At 68.3% G+C, this 21,307-nt stretch carries 19 protein-coding genes; 17 read left to right on the top strand and 2 right to left on the bottom strand.

Annotated elements, in window-relative coordinates:
• Positions 1–22: 22 nt before the first annotated feature.
• From A5758_RS04605 to mnmA, 5 genes are all read left to right on the top strand, one after another.
• Positions 23–1,672, top strand: a complete 1,650-nt coding sequence (locus A5758_RS04605; RefSeq protein ID WP_231987232.1) for a GAF domain-containing protein — start codon at positions 23–25, stop codon at positions 1,670–1,672.
• Between the two features lie 161 nt (positions 1,673–1,833).
• Positions 1,834–2,694, top strand: coding sequence for a GNAT family N-acetyltransferase (locus A5758_RS04600; RefSeq protein ID WP_067210760.1), 861 nt, complete (start codon positions 1,834–1,836; stop codon positions 2,692–2,694).
• Positions 2,691–3,539: a 1-acyl-sn-glycerol-3-phosphate acyltransferase gene (locus A5758_RS04595; RefSeq protein WP_067737125.1), complete on the top strand. Its 849-nt coding sequence runs from the start codon at positions 2,691–2,693 to the stop codon at positions 3,537–3,539. Before A5758_RS04600 ends, A5758_RS04595 begins: the two co-directional genes overlap by 4 nt.
• A gap of 52 nt (positions 3,540–3,591) precedes the next feature.
• Positions 3,592–4,770, top strand: a complete 1,179-nt coding sequence (locus A5758_RS04590) for a cysteine desulfurase family protein (RefSeq protein WP_067737122.1) — start codon at positions 3,592–3,594, stop codon at positions 4,768–4,770.
• Positions 4,771–5,847, top strand: coding sequence for a tRNA 2-thiouridine(34) synthase MnmA (gene mnmA, locus A5758_RS04585; protein WP_067737120.1), 1,077 nt, complete (start codon positions 4,771–4,773; stop codon positions 5,845–5,847).
• Here mnmA and A5758_RS04580 read toward each other — a convergent pair.
• Positions 5,844–6,479, bottom strand: coding sequence for a sensor domain-containing protein (locus A5758_RS04580; RefSeq protein WP_067210775.1), 636 nt, complete (start codon positions 6,477–6,479; stop codon positions 5,844–5,846). The two genes, mnmA and A5758_RS04580, sit on opposite strands and share 4 nt — an antisense overlap.
• Positions 6,480–6,585: 106 nt before the next feature.
• Between A5758_RS04580 and A5758_RS04575 the strand changes: the two genes are divergently transcribed.
• The 9 genes from A5758_RS04575 (at position 6,586) to A5758_RS04535 (ending at position 17,288) form a co-directional block, all read left to right on the top strand.
• Entirely contained in the window at positions 6,586–7,599 is a 1,014-nt protein-coding gene (locus tag A5758_RS04575) for a methionine synthase (RefSeq protein ID WP_067210778.1), read from the top strand.
• Between the two features lie 67 nt (positions 7,600–7,666).
• Complete coding sequence (locus A5758_RS04570; protein WP_067737117.1) at positions 7,667–8,149, top strand: SRPBCC family protein; 483 nt, start codon at positions 7,667–7,669, stop codon at positions 8,147–8,149.
• On the top strand, positions 8,146–8,469 hold the full coding sequence (locus tag A5758_RS04565; RefSeq protein WP_067737115.1) for a helix-turn-helix transcriptional regulator: 324 nt from the start codon (positions 8,146–8,148) through the stop codon (positions 8,467–8,469). The genes A5758_RS04570 and A5758_RS04565 overlap by 4 nt, the downstream gene beginning before the upstream one ends.
• 36 nt (positions 8,470–8,505) lie before the next feature.
• Entirely contained in the window at positions 8,506–10,587 is a 2,082-nt protein-coding gene (gene ligA, locus A5758_RS04560) for an NAD-dependent DNA ligase LigA (protein ID WP_067737112.1), read from the top strand.
• Between the two features lie 4 nt (positions 10,588–10,591).
• The gene (locus A5758_RS04555) at positions 10,592–11,707 is read left to right on the top strand and encodes a cystathionine gamma-lyase (protein ID WP_067737108.1); all 1,116 of its coding nucleotides are present in this window, start codon (positions 10,592–10,594) and stop codon (positions 11,705–11,707) included.
• A 39-nt stretch (positions 11,708–11,746) separates the two neighbouring features.
• Complete coding sequence (locus A5758_RS04550) at positions 11,747–12,343, top strand: TetR/AcrR family transcriptional regulator (protein ID WP_067210797.1); 597 nt, start codon at positions 11,747–11,749, stop codon at positions 12,341–12,343.
• Between the two features lie 173 nt (positions 12,344–12,516).
• Complete coding sequence (locus A5758_RS04545; protein ID WP_369816383.1) at positions 12,517–12,948, top strand: MmpS family transport accessory protein; 432 nt, start codon at positions 12,517–12,519, stop codon at positions 12,946–12,948.
• Positions 12,949–12,955: 7 nt separating this feature from the next.
• Positions 12,956–15,865: an RND family transporter gene (locus A5758_RS04540; RefSeq protein ID WP_067737102.1), complete on the top strand. Its 2,910-nt coding sequence runs from the start codon at positions 12,956–12,958 to the stop codon at positions 15,863–15,865.
• A 178-nt stretch (positions 15,866–16,043) separates the two neighbouring features.
• Entirely contained in the window at positions 16,044–17,288 is a 1,245-nt protein-coding gene (locus tag A5758_RS04535) for a glycosyltransferase (RefSeq protein WP_067737099.1), read from the top strand.
• A 7-nt stretch (positions 17,289–17,295) separates the two neighbouring features.
• On the opposite strand, the gene A5758_RS04530 is transcribed toward A5758_RS04535, so the two are convergent.
• Positions 17,296–17,952 carry an amino acid-binding protein gene (locus tag A5758_RS04530; protein ID WP_156622499.1) on the bottom strand — a complete coding sequence of 219 codons (657 nt, stop codon included), beginning with the start codon at positions 17,950–17,952 and terminating at the stop codon, positions 17,296–17,298.
• 96 nt (positions 17,953–18,048) lie between these two features.
• Here A5758_RS04530 and gatC point away from each other — a divergent pair, with 96 nt between their 5' ends.
• Genes gatC through A5758_RS04515 form a run of 3 tightly spaced genes read left to right on the top strand, consistent with a single transcriptional unit; the run spans position 18,049 to position 20,901 of the window.
• Complete coding sequence (gene gatC, locus A5758_RS04525) at positions 18,049–18,348, top strand: Asp-tRNA(Asn)/Glu-tRNA(Gln) amidotransferase subunit GatC (RefSeq protein ID WP_067737096.1); 300 nt, start codon at positions 18,049–18,051, stop codon at positions 18,346–18,348.
• On the top strand, positions 18,345–19,826 hold the full coding sequence (gatA, locus tag A5758_RS04520) for an Asp-tRNA(Asn)/Glu-tRNA(Gln) amidotransferase subunit GatA (protein ID WP_067737092.1): 1,482 nt from the start codon (positions 18,345–18,347) through the stop codon (positions 19,824–19,826). Before gatC ends, gatA begins: the two co-directional genes overlap by 4 nt.
• Positions 19,827–19,869: 43 nt before the next feature.
• Positions 19,870–20,901 carry an ATP-dependent 6-phosphofructokinase gene (locus A5758_RS04515; RefSeq protein WP_067737089.1) on the top strand — a complete coding sequence of 344 codons (1,032 nt, stop codon included), beginning with the start codon at positions 19,870–19,872 and terminating at the stop codon, positions 20,899–20,901.
• Positions 20,902–21,307: the final 406 nt, after the last annotated feature.

Raw genomic sequence — 21,307 nt, 5'->3', positions numbered from 1 at the left:
TAGCCCCGAATATCTGAGCCGGATGCACGAGCAACTCGACGAGCTGGTCGCTGAGCGTCAGCAGATGGGACAGCTGCTGCAGGTAGCGATCGAGATCGGCTCCGATCTTGAACTCGACGCGGTGTTGCACCGCATCCTGGCCGCCGCGATAGGTATGACGGGCGCCCGTTATGGGGCCATCGGGGTGTGGAGTTCGGAGGGGACCCTGGCGTCCTTCGTGCACAGCGGCATGGATCCCGACACGGTGCGGTTGGTCGGGCATCTGCCGGTGGGCAAAGGGGTGCTCGGCGCCCTCCGCGACCGCACCGAGCCGTTGCGCCTGGCGCAGTTGTCCGAGCATCCGGCCGCCGTTGGATTCCCCGAGCACCACCCACCGATGGGCGCCTTCCTGGGAATGCCCGTGATCATCCGCGGCGCGGTGTTCGGCAGCCTGTATGTCACCGACGATCGACCCGGGCGCGCCTTCAGCGAGGCCGACGAGGTCACGGTGCGGGCGCTCGCCTCGGCGGCGTCGGTAGCCATCGACAACGCCCGGCTGTTTGACCGGGTCCGTGCGGGCGCCCGCTGGACTGACGCGAGCCGCGAGATCAGCACCGCCCTGCTCTCGGAGTCACGCCCGGATCTGCCGCCACTGCAACTGATCGCCGAACGGGCGGCGGAGCTGACGGAAGCCGAGCAGGCGATCGTCCTGGTGCCGGCCGACCCGGATCAACCCAGCGAGGATGTAGACCTTTTGGTGGTGTCCGCGGCGGTCGGCCTGCACGCCAAGGAGGTTGTGGGACAGGAGGTTCCGGTCCACGGATCCACCACTGGCGAGGTGTTTCGGTCCGGTCGCCCCCTGCTCACCGAGACGTTCCGCCGTCCCATCCCGGCGTTCACCGACGTCGGCGAGCGACCCGCGATCTTGATGCCGCTTCGATCCGACCAGCAGACGCTGGGCGTGATCGTGGTGGCGCGCAACACCGACGCGCATCCCTTCGACGAAGAGCACCTCGACCTCGTTCGTGACTTCGCCGACCATGCCGCGATCGCCCTCACGCTGGCAAGCGAACGACGCAACGCGCGGGATCTGAACGTATTGGTCGATCGGGAACGCATCGCCCGCGATCTGCACGACCAGGTCATCAGCCGCGTCTTCGCCGTCGGCATGGAACTGCAAGGCGTCGTCGCCCGCCTCCGCTCACCGCAACTCGCGGCGCGGGTGACCCAATCGGTGGACGAGTTGCAGGCCGTCATCGGCGACATTCGGCGCACGGTCTTCGATCTGCAGCACCCGCCGGCGCGGCGGCGCAGTCTTGCCGAGCGCGTTCAGGACGCGTTCGCGCGCCTCACCGACGACGACAACGAGGGGACAACGCTGCGCATGGCGGGGACGATGACCGCGGTCAGCGACGAACTCGCCGAAACCGCCGAATCCGTCGTCAGCGAAGCGCTCGGCAATGCGGTGCGGCACTCGCGCGCCGCGACTATCGCCGTCGAGGTCGCCGTCACCGATGAGCTGCTCATCGAGATCACCGACGACGGGCGGGGCGCCGCCTTGGATCAGCACTCCTGCGGCGGGCTGGACGATATCGCCCGCCGCGCCAAAGACCTCGGCGGCAATTGCGCGATCACCAGTCCGGCCGGGGGCGGCACCCGCGTCCGCTGGAGCGCGCCGTTGCAGAATCCCTGACCCCGCACGCGGTCGGAGATGACCCGCTAGACAAATGTTTTCCCCGCCGTTGACCAGCTGTTTCTTTACCCCAGATTTCGCCACAGTTCGTCATCTGACGTGCACCGACATGTCACGGCCCCGATGCCGACTAGCTCATCGGCTCGGCCACGTTGTGTGTCATGAGCATTGCTTCTGTCCTCATACCCAGTGACAAACCGGAAAGCCCGGTGGCCGGCTCGCCCGCCGGGCCCCGCTACTCGCTCTTGCTGTCCACCGACGCCAGCATGATCGAGGCCGCGCAGCGGCTCCGGTACGACGTGTTCACCAGTACGCCCGGCTTCGCACTGCCGGCAAACGACTTCCAGCCACGCGACGTTGACAGGTTCGACGAGCACTGCGACCACCTGCTGGTCCGCGACGATGACACCGGCGAGCTGGTGGGTTGTTACCGCATGCTGGCCCCGGCAGGCGCGATCGCGGCCGGAGGCCTCTACACCGCGACGGAATTCGACATCCGTGCCTTCGACCCGCTCAGGCCGTCGCTGGTGGAGATGGGACGCGCGGTGGTGCGCGAGGGTCACCGCAACGGCGCCGTTGTACTGCTGATGTGGGCGGGCATCCTGGCCTACCTGGACCGCTACGGCTACGACTACGTGACCGGCTGCGTGTCGGTGCCCATCGGGGGAGATTCCGACGACCCGGAAAACCGCGCGCCGGGCCGTCAGCTCCGCGGCGTCCGCGACTTCATCCTGAGCCGGCACGCCGCCCCGGCGCAGTACCGGGTGCGTCCGCACCGGCCGGTGATCATCGACGGGAAGGCCCTCGACGACATTCCGGCCCCCACACGGCCGTCGGTCCCGGCGCTGATGCGCGGCTACCTGCGGCTGGGCGCCCAGGTGTGCGGCGAGCCCGCGCACGACCCCGACTTCGGGGTGGGCGACTTCTGCGTCCTGCTGGACAAGCGGCGGGCCGATACCCGATATCTGAAGCGGCTGCGCTCGGTGTCGGCGGCCACGCAGCTGGCAGGCGGCGACCGATGAACACCCCCGCCCGCACCGGGCACTCCTGGTTACCGCGCGCATCGTGTGACGCCGGTTGTGTAAGTCTCGGCGAGGTGGCCGCATCGCCGCCGCTGTTGGTGGCGCTGCGGGTGACGCTTCGCGTCATGCTGGCGCTGCTGCTGGCGCCGGGGGTGGTGCTGCTGGCGATGCCGCTGCCGGGCCGGACCCGCGTGCAGCGCATCTATTGCCGGATGGTGTTGCGCTGTTTCGGAATCCGGATCACGGTCACCGGCAGCCCGATACGCAACCTGCGCGGGGTCTTGGTGGTCAGCCCGCACACGTCCTGGCTCGACGTCTTCGCCATCGGGTCGGTGTTGCCCGGTTCGTTCGTCGCCCGGGCCGATATGTTCACCGGGCCCGCCACGGGGATCGTGGCCCGCATCCTCAAGATCATCCCGATCGAGCGGTCCAGTTTGCGGCGGCTGCCCGCCGTGGTGGACACCGTCGCCCGCCGGCTGCACGACGGCCAGACGGTCGTGTGCTTCCCGGAGGGCACCACCTGGTGTGGGCGGGACCGTGGGGCGTTCTACCCGGCGATGTTCCAGGCCGCGATCGACGCCGGCCGTCCGGTGCAGCCGCTTCGGCTGGCCTACCACCACGTCGACGGCAGCGTCTCGACCGTGCCGGCCTTCGTCGGCGACGAGACGCTGATCGGGTCCATCCGCCGGCTGCTCGCCGGGCGTCGCACGCTGGCGCGGGTGCACGTCGAATCTCTGCAGCTCCCGGGGACCGATCGGCGAGCGCTGGCCAGCCGCTGCCAGTCGGTGGCGGGCGTCGGAGCAACCCGGACGGTTGGTCTCGGGCCCGTGCTGGTGGCCTCCTAGTCGAATAGCGACTCCGGAGGCCCTTCGACCAGCCGGTATCGTGGGTCGCGTCATGGTCTACCTGGATCACGCGGCCACCACGCCGATGCACCCCGCCGCCGTCGAGGCGATGACGGCGGTGCTCGGCACTGTCGGCAACGCGTCCTCGCTGCACACCAGCGGCCGGACGGCGAGGCGGCGCATCGAGGAATCGCGCGAGCTGATCGGCGACCGGCTGGGCGCCCGTCCGTCCGAGGTCATCTTCACCGCGGGCGGGACCGAAAGCGACAACCTGGCGGTCAAGGGCATCTATTGGGCCCGCCGCGACGCCGAACCACGCCATCGGCGCATCATCACCAGCGAGGTGGAACACCACGCCGTCTTGGACTCGGTGAACTGGCTCGTCGAACACGAAGGCGCCGAGGTGACCTGGCTGCCGACCGCCGCCGACGGCTCGGTGTCGGCGACCGCGCTGCGCGAGGCGCTGCGCGGCCACGACGACGTCGCCCTGGTGTCGGTGATGTGGGCCAACAACGAGGTCGGCACCGTCATGCTGGCCCCCGAGCTCGCCGCCGTCGCGGCCGAATTCGGGGTTCCGATGCACAGCGACGCCGTGCAGGCGGTGGGGCAGCTGCCGGTGGCCTTCGCCGCCAGCGGGCTCTCGGCGATGAGCGTGGCCGCGCATAAATTCGGCGGTCCTCCCGGCGTGGGTGCGCTGCTGCTGCGCCGCGACGTGGCGTGTGTGCCGCTGGCCCATGGGGGCGGACAAGAGCGCGACATTCGTTCCGGCACCGCCGATGTCGCCGGCGCGGTCGGCATGGCGGCTGCGGCCCGCATCGCGGTGGACGGCCTTGAGGCGAACAGCGCGCGGCTGCGGGCGTTGCGCGATCGCCTGATTGAGGGAGTGCTGACTGGCATCGAGGACGTCGGCCTCAACGGTGCCCGCGACCCGCTGCGGTTGCCCGGCAACGCGCACTTCACCTTCCGCGGTTGTGAAGGTGACGCGCTGTTGATGCTGTTGGACGCCAACGGAATCGAGTGTTCGACCGGGTCTGCGTGCACCGCCGGCGTCGCGCAGCCGTCGCACGTGTTGCTCGCGATGGGGGCCGACCCGACCAGCGCCCGCGGGTCCTTGCGACTTTCGTTGGGGCACACCAGTGCCGACTCCGACGTCGATGCGGTGTTACGGGTGCTGCCCGCGGCGGTGGACCGCGCCCGCCGGGCCGCACTGGCCGCCGCGGGAGCTCCTTAAGTGAAGGTCCTCGCCGCGATGAGCGGTGGCGTCGACTCGTCGGTCGCCGCCGCCCGCATGGTCGACGCCGGGCACGACGTGGTCGGCGTGCACCTGGCGCTGTCGACCGCGCCCGGCACGTTGCGCACCGGCTCGCGGGGGTGCTGTTCCAAAGAAGACGCCTCGGACGCGAGCCGCGTCGCTGATGTCCTCGGAATCCCTTTCTACGTCTGGGATTTCGCCGAAAGATTCCAGGCGGACGTGATCGACGACTTCGTATCGTCATACGCGCGCGGCGAAACGCCCAACCCCTGCGTGCGGTGCAACCAGCGGATCAAGTTCTCGGCGCTGTCGGCGAAAGCTCTTGCGCTGGGCTTCGACACGGTGGCCACCGGCCACTACGCCAGGCTGTCCGGCGGGCGGCTGCGCCGAGCGGTCGATAGCGACAAGGACCAGTCCTACGTGCTGGCCGTGCTGACCGCCGACCAGCTACGCCACGCCACGTTCCCGATCGGCGACACCCCCAAGGCGCAGATCCGCGCCGAAGCCGCCCGTCGCGGCCTCGCGGTCGCGGAAAAGCCGGACAGCCACGACATCTGCTTCATCCCTTCCGGGAATACCCGGGCATTCCTGGGCGAGCGCATCGCGGTCCGCCGCGGCACCGTCGTCGGCGCCGACGGCGCGGTGCTCGCCGAGCACGACGGGGTGCACGGCTTCACCATCGGCCAGCGCAAAGGCCTGGGCATCGCCGGGCCGGGGCCCGACGGCCGCCCGCGCTACGTGACGGCCATCGACGCCGACACCGCGACCGTGCGGGTGGGAGAGGCGGCCGACCTCGACGTACGCGAGTTGCGGGGGCGCGAGCCGGTCTTCACCGCGGGACGGCCGCCGTCTGGTCCCGTCGAGTGCGTGGTGCAGGTGCGGGCGCACGGTGAAACCGTAGGTGCCGTAGCGGAATTGGTCGATGACGAGCTGGTCGTGCGGTTGCGCGCCCCGCTGCGCGGCGTCGCGTGCGGTCAGACGCTGGTGCTGTACCGCCCCGACTCGGACGGTGACGAGGTGCTCGGCAGCGCCATCATCGCCGACACCGCGCGCTAGTTCGGCACGTTCGCGACGATGTTCGTCATCACGATGTCGGACACCGATTGCGCAAAGCCGCAGAACGTGACCTCCAGAATGGCCACCGAACGCAGCCGGTAGTCGCGGCCGCAGCCGCCCGGCCGCAGGTGCAGTGAACCGGCGTCGGCCGTCCAGTCGCCGACGTATTGCTGCCCGGACGAGTCGTTCGCGCAGTCCCCGACCGTGCTCACCAACGCGCCGAACGCGCGCTGTGCGGTGTCGGCGTCCCGGTAGGCCGCGGCCCCTTCAGAAATCAGCGCGCCGTCGGGCGGGTCCTGGAAGGTCGTCTTGTGGAACTCTTCGACCTCGGGCCCGAACGTCGCCGTCTCGGCGTAGATGAATCGGCATTCGTGCGGCGTGGTGTCGGCGAGCGCGTCGATGTCAACCAGGCTGGTGCCGTCCATGGAGGGGATGATCGTGAGGTGCTCGCCGGCGCCGGTGATCGCGCGCATCCGCGACTGGTCCAGCAGGACCGTGTCGACATTGACCCCCTGCACGGCCCTGCGCGGGGCACCGAATCCGGCCACCGCCGCGCCGTCCACCACCCGGGTGCACGCGGCAGCCAGCACCACTGCCCCGCACCACAGCAGCGGCCGTGCCAATCTCGCCATCCGCGACACGTTTCGCACCCTTCTGGCGTCGAACCTACCCGTGCGGCCGCGCGGCAGACACCCCTGGCCACGGGCGTCCGAGGTGGCGTCGAATACGGTTGGGCGGGTGAGTGTTTTCGCGAGCGGCAGCGGCATCGGGTCGTGGCCCGGCATCAAGCCCCGGGAGGCCGCCGAGGTCGTTGTCGGGGAGCTGGCCGGCGGGCTGCCCCACATCGTCGAGCTGCCCGCCCGCGGAGTGGGTGCGGACATGCTCGGCCGGGCCGGCGCGCTGCTGATCGATGTGGCCATCGACATCGTGCCGCGCGGCTATCGCGTTGCCGCTCGGCGGGGGGCGGTCGTCCGCCGCGCGGTCAGTCTCCTCGAGGAGGACATGGACGCACTGGAAGAGGCCTGGGAGGTAGCCGGCCTGGGCGGTGCCGACCGCGTCCTCAAGGTGCAGGCTCCCGGGCCGATCACGCTGGCCGCCGAGCTCGAGCTGGCCAACGGCCACCGGGCGATCACCGACGCCGGCGCCGTGCGGGATCTGGCGGCGTCGTTGGCCGAAGGCGTCGCCGCCCATCGCGCGGCGCTGGCCCGCCGCCTCGAAACACCGGTGGTGGTGCAGTTCGACGAGCCGTCGCTGCCCAGGGCATTGGGCGGGCGGCTGGGCGGTGTGACGGCGCTGAGCCCGGTGGCCCCGCTCGACGAAGCGGTGGCCGTCGCCCTGCTCGACACCTGTGTCGCCACCGTCGGAGGCGAGGTGCTGTTACATAGTTGCGCCCCGGAACTGCCGTGGAAGATGTTGCAGGACAGCAGCTTTAATGCGGTTTCGGTGGACACCAACACCTTGGTCGCGACGGATCTCGACGGTATCGCCGCCTTCGTCGAATCGGGCCGCACGGTGATGCTGGGTGTGGTTGCCGCCAGCGCACCGCCACGGCGGCCGTCGACCGAAGAGGTGGCCGCCGCGCTCGTTGCGGTGACGGATCGGCTCGGCTTCGCCCGCTCGGCGTTGCGCGACCGCATCGGCGTCACCCCGGCGTGCGGCCTGGCCGGTGCGACGCCCGAGTGGGCCCGCCTGGCGATCGAGCTGGCCCGCAAGGCGGCCGAGGCGTTCGCCAAGGATCCCGACGCCATCTGAAAGGCAACCAAAATATTGCGCTTTTTCTGGTGGCGTGATGGACTCATAGGCAACCAGGAGGTTGCGTATGAGGATTGAGAAGAGCGTGACGCTGCGCGCACCGTTGGATCGGGTATGGCGGGCCATCAGCGACGCCGACGAGTTCGGCCGCTGGTTCGGCGTCCGCTTCGACGGGCCATTCGTCGCCGGGACTTCGGTCGCCGCGGTGATCAGCCCGACCACGGTCGACGACGAGGTCGCCAAGCGTCAGGAGCCGCACGCCGGGGTGAAAAGCACCTGGCACATCGTCGCGGTCGAGCCGCAGCGGCGGTTCGCCTATCGCTGGCATCCCTTCGCCGTCGAGCCGGACGTCGACTACGAGCGAGAGCCGACCACGCTGGTCGAGTTCACCTTGTCGGAGGCTCCCGATGGCGTGCTGCTCACCATCACCGAATCCGGATTCGAAGACATTCCCGAAGCGCGCCGCCCGTCCTCGTTCGAGGCCAACGCCGAGGGGTGGGCTATCCAGTCGGGCCTGGTGCGCAGGTATCTGGAAGAAGCCCGCGAATGAGTGGTCGCGTCGCCGTGGGCGCGCCGCTCTTCGACGCACTCGGTGATCCGAACCGGCTGCGCATCATCGTGCGGCTCTGCGATCTGGGCCCGAGCTCGACATCGCAGCTCACCGGCGTCATCCCGGTCACCCGGCAGGCTGCCAGCAAACACCTGCAGCGACTGGAGTCGGCGGGTTTGGTGACCAGCAGCAAGCGGGGTCGCGAGCGTGTCTGGGCGGTGCGGACCGCTCCCTTGGCCCAGGCCAGTGACTACCTCACCGCGTTGTCGCGCCGGTGGGATGCGGCGGTGGACCGGCTGCGGGCGTACGTGGAGGACTGAGTCGGGAGTGTCGGCGTTCTCGGATAGCCTGCGAGGGTGAGCTCACCAGAAGCTGATTCGGTGGCGCCCGAGGTCCGGCGACAGTGGCAGGAACTGGCCGATGAAGTCCGCGAACACCAGTTCCGCTACTACATCAAGGACGCGCCGATCGTCTCCGACGCCGAATTCGACAAGATGTTCAACGAACTTGTCGCGCTGGAGGACCGTTACCCGGAGCTGCGGGTTCCGGATTCGCCGACGCAGCTGGTCGGCGGGGCGGGGTTTGCCACCGACTTCACCGAGGCCGAGCACCTCGAGCGCATGTTGAGCCTCGACGACGTGTTCGACCGCGACGAGCTGGTCGCCTGGAGCAACCGCGTCGAGAACGAGATCGGCCGTGAGCCGCACTACTTGTGCGAACTCAAGATCGACGGGGTGGCGTTGTCGCTGGTGTACCGCGACGGCCGGCTGGAACGGGCCGCCACGCGCGGCGACGGCCGGGTGGGCGAGGACGTGACGCTCAACGCGCGCACCATCGACGACGTGCCCGAGCGGCTCACTGCCAGTGCCGATTTGCCGATTCCCGCCGTGCTCGAGGTGCGTGGCGAGGTCTTCTTCATGCTCGCCGATTTCGAGGTGCTCAACGCCAGCCTGGTCGAGGACGGCAAGGCACCGTTCGCCAATCCGCGTAACAGCGCGGCCGGTTCGCTGCGCCAGAAGAACCCGGCGGTCACCGCCCGGCGCAAGCTGCGAATGATCTGTCACGGCATCGGCCGCACCGACGGGTTCGCACCCAAGACGCTGCACGAGGCCTACACCGCGCTGAAAACCTGGGGCCTGCCGGTGGCCGAAGAGACTGCGCGCGTGCGTGGCCTCGCCGCCGTGGAGGACCGGATCGGGTATTGGGGTGAGCACCGCTATGACATCGACCACGAAATCGATGGCGTGGTGGTCAAAGTCGATGACTTTGCGCTGCAGCGCCGGCTGGGAACGACGTCGCGGGCGCCGCGCTGGGCGGTCGCGTACAAGTATCCGCCCCAGGAGGCGCAGACCAAGCTGCTCGACATCCGGGTGAACGTCGGACGCACCGGCCGCGTCACACCATTCGCCTTCATGACGCCGGTGAAGGTGGCCGGATCGACAGTGGGGCTGGCCACCCTGCACAACGCCGCCGAGGTCAAGCGCAAGGGAGTGCTGATCGGCGACACGGTGATGATCCGCAAAGCAGGCGACGTGATCCCGGAGGTGCTCGGTCCCGTCGTCGACCTCCGGGACGGGTCCGAGCGCGAATTCGTCATGCCCACAACGTGTCCCGAATGTGGAACCACGCTGGCGCCCGCCAAGGAGGGTGACGCCGACATCCGCTGCCCCAATGCCCGGTGCTGCCCGGCGCAGCTGCGCGAGCGCGTCTTCCACGTCGCCGGCCGCGGAGCGCTCGACATCGAGGGGCTGGGCTACGAGGCGGCCATCGCACTGTTGAAGGCCGGGGTGATCGCCGACGAGGGCGACCTGTTCACCCTCACCGAGGAAGACCTGTTGCGCACCGAACTTTTCCGGACCAAGGCCGGCGCGTTGTCCGCCAACGGCAGGAGGCTGCTCGACAACCTGGACAAGGCCAAGTCGGTGGCGCTGTGGCGGGTCCTGGTGGCGCTGTCGATCCGGCATGTCGGTCCGACCGCCGCGCGCGCACTGGCCACCGAATTCGGCAGCCTGGAGGCGATCATGTCGGCGTCCACCGAGCGGTTGGCCGCGGTCGAGGGCGTCGGACCGACGATCGCGGCCGCGCTGACCGAGTGGTTCACCGTCGACTGGCACCGCGCGATCGTCGACAAGTGGCGGGCCGCCGGGGTGCGGATGGCCGACGAGCGCGACGCCAGCGTGCCCCGCACCCTGGAAGGGCTGACGATTGTCGTCACCGGTTCGCTGGCCGGTTTTTCGCGCGACGACGCCAAGGAGGCGATCATCGCGCGCGGGGGAAAGGCCGCCGGTTCGGTGTCGAAGAAGACCGACTTCGTCGTCGCCGGGGATGCACCGGGATCCAAGTACGACAAGGCGATCGAGCTGGGCGTGCCGGTCCTCGACGAGGACGGCTTCCGGAAGCTGTTGGCCGAGGGTCCGCCGGAAGCACCGGCGGACTAGGCCGATGAGCGGTCGCTACGGCGATTCCACCCGCAGCCTCAAAGCGGCCAGCCCGCAGGCGATTTCGGGGCAACCGGTGGCGCCGCAGGCGGTGCTGGCCGCCACCTACCACCTGTCCAGCGACGAAACCGGTGCGTCGGATGGCTACGGCCGCAGCTCGAATCCCACATGGCGGCAAGCGGAGTCGGCGCTCGCCCAGCTCGAAGGGGCGGCCGGTGCGCTGGTGTTCGGCTCGGGTATGGCGGCCATCGGCGCCATGCTGCGGGCGCTGGTGACGCCGGGATCGGCTCTGGTGGTGCCCGCCGACGGTTACTACCAAGTGCGCCGCTTGGCCAGGGAAGACCTGGCGCCCGCGGGTGTGACCGTCATCGAGGCATCGAGCTCGCAGATCTATGACGCCGCCGCGGCCGCCGACGTGGTGCTGGCCGAAACTCCCACCAACCCGGCGTTGGATGTGATCGATCTGCACCGGTTGGCCGCCGTCTGCCGTGGCCGCGGCGCGCGCTTGATCGTCGACAACACCGCCGCCACGCCCTTAGGGCAGCAGCCGCTGTCGCTGGGCGCCGACGCGGTGGTGGCCAGCGCCACCAAGGCGTTGTCCGGTCACAGCGACCTGCTGGCCGGCTACGTCGCCACCAACGATCCCGAGTTGCTCGCCGGCGCGGAGCGCCAACGGCTGCTCGCCGGTGCGATCCTGGGCGGGTTCGAGGCCTGGCTGTTGTTGCGCAGCTTGGCAAGTGCCGGTCTGCGCTTCGAGCGTCAATGCCAGAACGCCCGGGCGGTGGCGACGATGTTGGCGCGCCACCCCGCGGTCCGTGCGGTGCGCTACCCGGGGTTGGCCGAAGACCCGGCGCATCGCGTGGCCATGGTTCAGATGCGCCGGTTCGGCGGTCTGGTCTCGGTCGAATTGGCCGACGCCGCCGCGGTCCACGCCCTCGTCGACAACAGCGAGCTGCTCGTCGCGTCCACCAGCTTTGGCGGCCTCCACACGTCGGTGGACCGCCGCGCACGCTGGGGCGATCACGTCGCCGACGGGTTCGCGCGCATCTCGCTGGGCATCGAAGACACCGACGATCTGGTCGCCGACATCGAGCAGGCGCTCACCGCTATCCGGTCATAAAGTGGCCCGCATCGCCGTACCGGTCCTATCGTGGGCGCTATGACGCAGACGGCCGAGGAGTGCACGCAGGCATCGCCGTGGTCACCCCGCGAGGCCGAGATACTGGCGGTGACCCTGCGGCTGCTGCAAGAACACGGCTATGACCAACTGACCGTCGAAGCCGTGGCCGGTGCCGCCCACGCCAGCAAGGCAACGGTGTACCGGCGGTGGCCCTCGAAGGCCGAGCTGGTCCTGGCCGCCTTCATCGAAGGCGTACGCGAGGTGGCGCTTCCGCCGAACACCGGCACTCTGCGAGGCGATCTGTTGAGCCTGGGGGAGACGTGCGGTCAGCACGGCACCGAGCACGCCAGCACCATTCGCGCGGTGATGGTCGAGGTGTCGCGGCACCCGGCGCTCAACGACGCTATGCAGGAGCAATTCCTCAAGCAGCGCAAGGCGCTGATTCAGCATGTGCTGCACCAGGCCGTCGACCGCGGTGAGATCAGCGAGGAAGTCATCACCGACGAACTCTGGGACCTGTTGCCGGGGTACCTCATCTTCCGGTCCCTCATCCCCGGCCGGCCACCCACCCGCCGCACCGTGCAAGCGCTAGTCGACGGGTTCCTCATCCCGGGTCTGACCAGAACCACCGCGTAACGCGGGGTTAACCCGCCGAGACGGAATGTGTACGCTCGCGTCTCTTGTACAGTACGGTCCCGTACCGTACTGTCATACCTGTCGATCACGCCCGTCCCGCCGGCAGTCGCCGTCGGTTCGGGGGTGATGGTGTCGCCCGATGATCGAAAGGTGAACGGGTGAAGGGGATTTCGTTGACTGCCCTCGTCAGACGCGGGTGGATGGTGATGGTGGCGGTGCTGGTCGTTGTGCTCGCGGGATTCGCCATCTATCGCCTGCACGGAATCTTCGGTTCCCAGAGCAAGACCTCCGCCGACAGCGGCCTGGCCAACGAGATCGTCCCGTTCAACCCCAAGCAGGTGGTGCTCGAGGTCTTTGGCAGGCCTGGCGCAACCGCGACCATCAACTACCTTGATGTCAACGCCCAGCCGCAGCAAGTCAAGGACGCCCCGTTGCCGTGGTCGTTCACGATCACCACAACAGAGCCCGCGGTCATCGGCAACGTCGTCGCGCAGGGCAACGGAGACAGCCTCGGCTGCCGCATCACCGTCAACGGGGAAGTGAAAGACCAACGCACCGTTGACAAAGCCGACGCCTACACCTTCTGCCTGGACAAGTCTGGATGAATCCACCATGAGCAACCACGAACAGTCGCGGGCCCGCGTCCCTCGCACCATCCGCCGGCTCGCATTGCCCATCCTGCTGTTCTGGGTGGCGCTGGCCGCGATCACCAACATCGCGGTGCCGCAGTTGGAAGAGGTTGGCAAGACGCACAATGTGGCGCTGAACTCGCCCGACGCCCCGTCACTCAAGGCCATCAAGCGCATCGGCGAAAAGTTCCACGAGTTCGACACCGACAGCTCGGCCATGATCGTGCTGGAAGGCGACAAGCCGCTCGGCGCAGACGCGCACCGTTTCTACGACGAGATGATCCGCCGGCTCGAGCAGGACAAAAAACACGTCGAGCATGTCCAGGACTACTGGGGCGACACCCTGACCGCGGCGGGGTCGCAGAGCAGCGACGGCAAGGCCGCCTACGTGCAGGTGAACCTTGCCGGTAATCAGGGCTCGGCGTTGGCGAACGAGGGCGTCGGGGCGCTGCGCGACATCGTCGAGCGCATGAAGCCGCCGCCCGGCGTCAAGGCCTACGTGACCGGCGCGGCGCCACTGATCTCCGACCAGTTCGATGTCGGCAGCAAGGGAACCGCGAAGGTCACCGCGATCACCGTCGGTGTGATCGCGCTGATGCTGTTTTTCGTCTACCGTTCGGTGCTCACCACGCTGCTGGTGCTCGCCACGGTCCTGATCGAGATGTCGGCCGCGCGGGGCCTGGTCGCATTTCTCGGGAACGCCGGGGTCATCGGGTTGTCGACGTATGCGACGAATCTGTTGACGCTCTTAGTGATTGCCGCGGGCACCGACTACGCGATATTTTTCGTCGGCCGCTACCAGGAAGCGCGCGGAACCGGTGAAGACCGCGAAAGAGCTTTCTACACCATGTATCACGGCACCACCCATATCGTGCTGGGATCTGGGCTGACCGTGGCCGGCGCGGTCGCGTGTCTGAGCTTCACCCGGCTGCCGTACTTCCAGAGTTTGGGTATTCCTGCCGCGCTGGGCATCCTCGTCGCCCTGTTCGCCGCGCTCACCCTGGGGCCTGCGATCCTCACCCTGGGCGCCAGGGTGGGCATCTTGGACCCCAAGCGGGCGGTCAGAACCCGCGGCTGGCGGCGGATCGGCACCGCCATCGTGCGCTGGCCCGGTGCCGTTCTCGCCGCGGCCTGCGCGCTGGCCCTGGTGGGTCTGATCGCCTTGCCCGGATACAAGACCAGTTATGACACTCGTCCCTACATGCCCGCCAGCGCACCGGCGAATGTCGGCTACACCGCCGCCGAGAAGCATTTCTCGCGGGCCCGGCTGGAGCCCGAATTGCTCATGGTCGAAACCGATCACGACATGCGTAACCCGGAAAGCATGCTCATCCTGGACAAGGTGGCCAAGGCGGTATTTCACGTTCCCGGCGTCGCGCAGGTGCAGACCATCACCCGTCCCTTGGGCACCCCACTGGTCCACAGCTCGCTCGCGTTCGTGGTCAGCAATTCCAGCGCGGCGCAGCAGGAAAACCTTACCTATCAACGAGATCGGGCCGAGGATGCGCTCAAGCAGGCCAATGAACTGAACAAAACCATCAACATCCTCCGACAGCAATACGTATTGCAGCAGCAGCTGGCGAACACCACGCACGACGAAACGCAAAGCTTCCACGACACTCTCGGCACAATTCAGGATCTGCGCGACAAGATCGCCAACTTCGACGATTTCTTCCGGCCGGTGCGAAGTTACTTCTATTGGGAAAGGCATTGCTTCGACATTCCCATCTGCTTCGCGTTCCGATCACTCTTCGACGCGCTCGACGGCATTGACCAACTCACCGAAAAGTTTGAAGGCCTCACGGCTTCGCTCGACAAGCTCGATGCGCTGCAGCCGAAACTGGTGGCGCTCATACCTCCGCAGATTGACAGCCAGCAGACCAATCGCGATCTGACGCTGGCCAATTACGCCACGCTGTCCGGCATTTACGCGCAGACCGCGGCCGCGATCGACAATGCGACGGCGTTGGGGCGGGCCTTTGACGCCGCCAAGAACGACGACACCTTCTACCTGCCGCCCGACGTTTTCAACAACCCCGACTTCAAGCGCGGGCTGAAACTGTTCCTGTCGCCCGACGGCAAGGCCGCACGCATGATCGTCACACACGAAGGAGATCCCGCGACGCCAGAGGGCATTTCGCACATCGATCCCATGGCCAAGGCCGCGCGCGAGGCCCTGAAGGGCACGCCGATGGCGGGCGCGGGGATCTATCTCGGTGGGACCGCCTCGACGTACAAGGACATCCAGGACGGCGCCAAGTACGACCTGATGATCGTGGCGTTCGCCGCGCTGAGTCTCATCCTGCTGATCATGATGATCATCACGCGCAGCCTGATCGCCGCGCTTGTCATCGTGGGCACCGTTGCCCTGTCGCTGGGCGCCTCGTTCGGGTTGTCGGTTCTGGTGTGGCAGTACCTCTTCGGCATCCAGTTGTATTGGGTCGTGCTCGCACTTGCCGTGATCCTGCTGCTGGCGGTCGGATCCGACTACAACCTGCTGTTGATCTCACGCTTCAAGGAAGAAATTCAAGCCGGCCTGAACACCGGCATCATCCGCGCGATGGCGGGCTCCGGATCGGTGGTCACCTCGGCGGGCATCGTCTTCGCCGTCACCATGTGTGCGTTCGTGTTCAGCGGTTTTCAGGTTCTCGGTCAGATCGGCACGACGATCGGCCTCGGCTTGCTGTTCGACACGCTGATCGTGCGCTCATTCATGACACCCTCTGTCGCAAAAATTCTCGGGCGGTGGTTCTGGTGGCCGCAGCGGGTGCGTCCTCGCCCGGCCAGCACCATGCTGCGGCCCTATGGCCCGCGGCCGGCGGTTCGACAGCTGCTGCTGTGGGACGACGACGACCATGCGGTGCTGGCGCGATCGAACTCGCAGGCGCGCTGATTTAGCGCGGTCGCAACCGTCGCGGCGCCACACCCTGTGGATGTCGCCGGACCGGTCAGTAGGATGCGTCCGACGACCGCTTGGTCTCCCTCGTGGCAGAGCGGGCGGGGCGATCGTAGGTTGCCGACCAATCCGATGGGCAACCGTCACCCGAATCGACTCTTCGCGAGGTTCTCCCATGCATGTCGCACTTTTCACCGATCTTCACCCCGACGGCCTCGGGGGGACGCAGGTTTCGGTGGCCACTCAGCGTCGTGCGCTCGAACAGTATGGGCACCGGGTCACGGTCTTCACGGCACCGATGCCCGGCGCGGTCGATCCAGACCCCTGCGTCGTCGAATTGAAGCCGGTGCCCGTCATCGACCCGATCATGCGCAAATTGGGCAGGCATGAGGACTTTGTTCTGGTGTGGCCCTCCAAGGCGAATCGCGCGATCATCGACGAGGCGTTCGGCAGCCGCGGACCCATCGATATCGTGCACACCCAGGGTGACTTAGGTGTGGCGATAGCCGGCGTGGAAGCCGCTCGCCGACATGGTGTTCCGGTGGTTCAGACCAAACACACTCGCTACGACACGTATTTCGAGCAAGCCACCCCGGCCCCGCTCTTCCTGGCGATGTTGGTCAGTCGGGTGCAAAAGCGATACCTCGCGCAGGAATTCGACCTGACCCCCGAAAAGGAAAGTGCGGCTTCCCGACTGGCATGGCGGTTCATGGTTGCGAACGCACAAGCCGTGGACCACCAGATCACACCGACGCGGCATTTTGCGCGGTCGCTGGCCAGACGCGGGGTGACCCGTCCAATATCGGCGATTTCCAACGGCTTTGACGATGACGTCGTCGACCGGGCCCGGACGGCCGTGGTTGGCGCCTTGTCGGACGACGAGCCGCTCCGACTCGTCTGGTGTGGGCGGCTATCGTCGGAGAAGCGGGCTCTCGAAGCGATCGAGGCCGTCGCCCAGGTCGACAACTGCACGCTCGACATCTATGGCCAGGGCCACCTCGAGGCGTCGATGAAAAAACTCATCCACTCCGCCGGACTCTCTCACCGAATCCGCCTGCACGGCCGGGTCGACCGCGAAGCCTGCCTGGTCGCGATGGGATCGAGCGATGCGCTGCTGTTCACCTCATACGATTTCGACACGCAGGGGCTCGTCCTGCTGGAAGCGGTGGCCATGTCGTCGCCCGTCATCTACTGTGACCCCGCGCTGAGCGAAACCGTTCCGGAAGGCGGAGGCATCCTGGCCGCCGACCCGTCCCCGTCCGCACTGGCGGCGGCGATTCGTGCGCTCTCCTCGGACCGCGACCGATTGCGGGAAATGTCCGGCGTCGCCACCGAACACCGCGACAGCGGCCGTCAATCCGTGCAAACCGAGAAGATCATCGCCATCTACAACAGCCTGCTGGACCCGGTGCCCGCGTAGCCGGCCTTCAGCGCAGCATGGTGGCCACGATCCCGGCCAAATAGCCGAGGCGAGCCACCTCCGACGGCCGAAATTCCGGGCCCGGGCGGCCGAGCACAACCGCCGTATGCGGATCGCCCAGCGGGGCGGCGACCATCGTGGTGTCCATGTCGCGCCACGCCTGCGGCACCCACTCGCCCGTGCTGTCCAGCGTCGCGGCCCGTTCGATGGGCAGCCACGGGGCGGAATCCGCCCGCGTCTCCGGCGTACCCGGGCTGAAGGCCAGGCGCTGCAGCTCATCGCCGGTGCTGCGCAGCACGGTGCACCAGCTGACGCGCAGCACCCTGGGCGCCTCGTTGGCCAGCACCTGCAGCCGCGACGCCTTGTCGCCCGCCGCGGCGACGTGGTCGAGCAGCTCGAGCTCGCGATGCGCTTCCAACAATCCGGTGTGCGGGCGCACGCTCTCCACCCGGACGCCGGAAAGCGACTCGGCGGCGGTGATCAGCGTGTCCGGCATCGCCCCCAGCGGCAACTCGATCACCAGGTCGTCGATCGCATACCCCGCGCTGCGCTCGACCACGTCGAGCGACAGGATGTCGGCGCCCACCGAACCGAGCGCCAGGGCCAGGGAGCCCAGGCTGCCCGGGCGGTCGACCAGCTCGATGCGCAACAGATACGACGGCACGGCCAACACTGTTACACAGCGATGCGTGGACTGCATTTCTGCGCAGAACCAACGGGCCTGAACCCGCCCGCACACTCGCGGCTAGGCTTTCGTGTCGTGTCTCAGATCTCCCGCGACGAGGTGGCGCACCTGGCCCGGCTGTCCCGGTTGGCGCTGACCGATAGCGAGCTCGACAGCTTCGCCGGCCAGCTCGACGCCATCCTGACCCATGTCAGCCAGGTGCAGGCGGTCGACGTCACCGGCGTCGAAGCGACCGACAACCCGCTCAAGGACGTCAACGTCACCCGCCCGGACGAGCCGACCCCCTGCCTGACCCAGCGGGAGGCGCTGGCCGAGGCGCCCGAGGCCGCCGACGGCCGCTTCGCCGTGCCGCAGATCCTGGGAGACAGCGAGTGAACGACGTCATCCGCGCCGACGCCGCGACCCTGGCCGCCCGGATCGCCGCCAAGGAACTGTCGTCGGTCGAGGTCACCCAGGCGTGCCTGGACCAGATCGCCTCGACCGACGACCGGTACCACGCCTTCTTGCACGTGGCCGCCGACGAGGCGCTGGGCGCGGCGGCCGTGGTCGACGAGGCGGTGGCCGCGGGGGAGCGGCTGCCGTCGCCGCTGGCCGGGGTGCCGCTCGCGCTCAAGGACGTCTTCACCACCGTCGACATGCCCACCACCTGCGGCTCCAAGATCCTCGAAGGCTGGCGTTCCCCCTACGACGCCACCATCACCATGCGGTTGCGTGCCGCGGGCATCCCGATCCTCGGCAAGACCAACATGGACGAATTCGCGATGGGTTCGTCGACGGAGAACTCCGCCTACGGGCCCACCCGTAACCCGTGGAACCTCGACCGGGTGCCCGGCGGGTCCGGCGGAGGCAGCGCGGCGGCGTTGGCCGCATTCCAGGCGCCGCTGGCCATCGGATCCGACACCGGCGGCTCGATTCGGCAGCCGGCGGCGCTGACGGCGACGGTCGGCGTCAAACCCACCTACGGCACGGTGTCGCGTTACGGGCTGGTGGCGTGCGCGTCGTCGTTGGATCAGGGCGGCCCGTGCGCGCGCACGGTGCTGGACACCGCGCTGCTGCATCAGGTGATCGCCGGGCACGACCCCCGCGATTCCACGTCCGTCGCCGCCGCGGTGCCCGATGTCGTCGGGGGCGCCAAGGCGGGTGCGGCGGGTGACCTCAAGGGCGTGCGCGTCGGCGTCGTGAAGCAGCTGCGCGGCGACGGCTACCAGCCGGGAGTGCTGGCCTCGTTCGAGGCGGCCGTCGGCCAGCTGACCGAATTGGGCGCCGAGGTGAGCGAAGTCGACTGCCCGCACTTCGAATACGCGCTGGCCGCCTACTACCTGATCCTGCCGTCGGAGGTGTCGAGCAACCTGGCCCGCTTCGACGCGATGCGCTACGGGCTGCGCGTCGGTGACGACGGGACGCACAGCGCCGAGGAAGTGATGGCGCTGACCCGGGCCGCCGGTTTCGGGCCGGAAGTCAAGCGCCGCATCATGATCGGCACCTACGCGCTGTCGGCCGGTTACTACGACGCGTATTACAACCAGGCGCAGAAGGTGCGCACGCTGATCGCTCGCGACCTCGACAAGGCGTACGAGTCCGTCGACGTGGTCGTGTCGCCCGCGACCCCGACCACCGCCTTCGCGCTCGGCGAGAAGGTCGACGATCCGCTGGCGATGTACCTGTTCGACCTGTGCACGCTGCCGCTGAACCTGGCCGGCCACTGCGGCATGTCGGTGCCGTCGGGGTTGTCGCCCGACGACGGCCTGCCCGTCGGGCTGCAGATCATGGCGCCGGCGCTGGCCGATGACCGCCTGTACCGGGTCGGCGCCGCCTACGAGGCCGCACGCGGCCCGCTGCCATCCGCCATCTGACCTTTCGTCGCCGTGCGAGTGGTGGGCAGGGCAAGATGAGGGCATGCGGATCGGAGTTCTCACTGGAGGCGGCGACTGCCCGGGGCTGAATGCCGTCATTCGGGCGGTAGTGCGCACCTGCGACGCCCGGTACGGCTCGTCGGTGGTCGGTTTCCAGGACGGGTGGCGCGGGTTGCTGGAAAACCGGCGCATCCAACTGCAGAACGACGATCGCAATGACCGGCTGTTGGCCAAGGGCGGCACGATGCTGGGGACCGCCCGGGTGCATCCCGACAAATTGCGGGCCGGGCTCGACCAGATCAAGCAGACTCTGGACGAAAACGGCATCGACGTCCTCATTCCGATCGGCGGCGAAGGCACCCTGACGGCCGCCCACTGGTTGTCCGAGGAGAACGTTCCCGTGGTTGGGGTGCCGAAGACCATCGACAATGACATCGATTGCACCGACGTCACTTTCGGCCACGACACCGCGTTGACGGTGGCCACCGAAGCCATCGACCGCCTGCACAGCACCGCCGAATCCCATCAGCGGGTGATGCTGGTGGAGGTGATGGGCAGGCACGCCGGCTGGATCGCGCTGAACGCCGGCCTGGCTTCCGGTGCGCACATGACGCTGATTCCCGAACAGCCCTTCGATGTCGAGGAGGTGTGCCGATTGGTCAAACGCCGCTTCCAGCGCGGGGATTCGCACTTCATCTGCGTGGTCGCCGAGGGCGCGAAACCCGTCCCCGGCTCGATATCGTTGCGCGAAGGCGGGATTGACGAGTTCGGCCACGAGAAGTTCACCGGCGTCGCGGCCCAGCTGGGCGCCGAAGTGGAGAAGCGGATCAACAAGGACGTCCGGGTGACCGTGCTGGGCCATGTCCAGCGCGGCGGGACGCCGACGGCCTACGACCGGGTGTTGGCCACCAGGTTCGGCGTCAACGCCGCCGATGCCGCGCACGCGGGCGAATACGGCCAGATGGTGTCGCTTCGGGGGCAGGACATCGGGCGGGTGGCGCTGGGCGATGCGGTCCGCCAGCTCAAGCTGGTGCCGGAGAGTCGCTACGACGACGCCGCCGCCTTCTTCGGGTGATCCCGGCCGGTTCGGCAAACGGCGGGTGGCTTTGTGCTGACGCCGGCCTGAATTTGCCCGACGCTTGACCAGCTTAGGACCGGTCGGCGCAAATTCGTGGTTTCCGGACTGGTCCTCAGCGGTTATACCGGAGGTGTGAGCAACCGCGGTTCGGTTCGCGGAGTCGTTCAGCATCCTTCGCCGTCGGCGGGGCCACCGGGCCCGCCGGTCAGTCCGGCGCAGCCACCTCGGCGCGTCGACGCCGATCGGGCGGCCGCCACAGTGCCGCAGGCCCAGCGCTCGGCTCCGTCCATCCGCCGTCCGCCGTTCAAGCCGCCGCCACCCCCGCCCGGCGCCCCGGGGGGGGCCGGCCGCGGGGGGGGGGGGGGGGGGGGGGGGGGGGGGGGGGGGACGGCCGGGCCCCCCC

Source organism: Mycobacterium sp. 852014-50255_SCH5639931 (assembly GCF_001665605.1).
Classification (GTDB): Bacteria; Actinomycetota; Actinomycetes; order Mycobacteriales; family Mycobacteriaceae; genus Mycobacterium; species Mycobacterium paraffinicum.
Note: the sequence above shows the minus strand (reverse complement) of the source record. Positions and strands in the feature narration are given on the sequence as shown.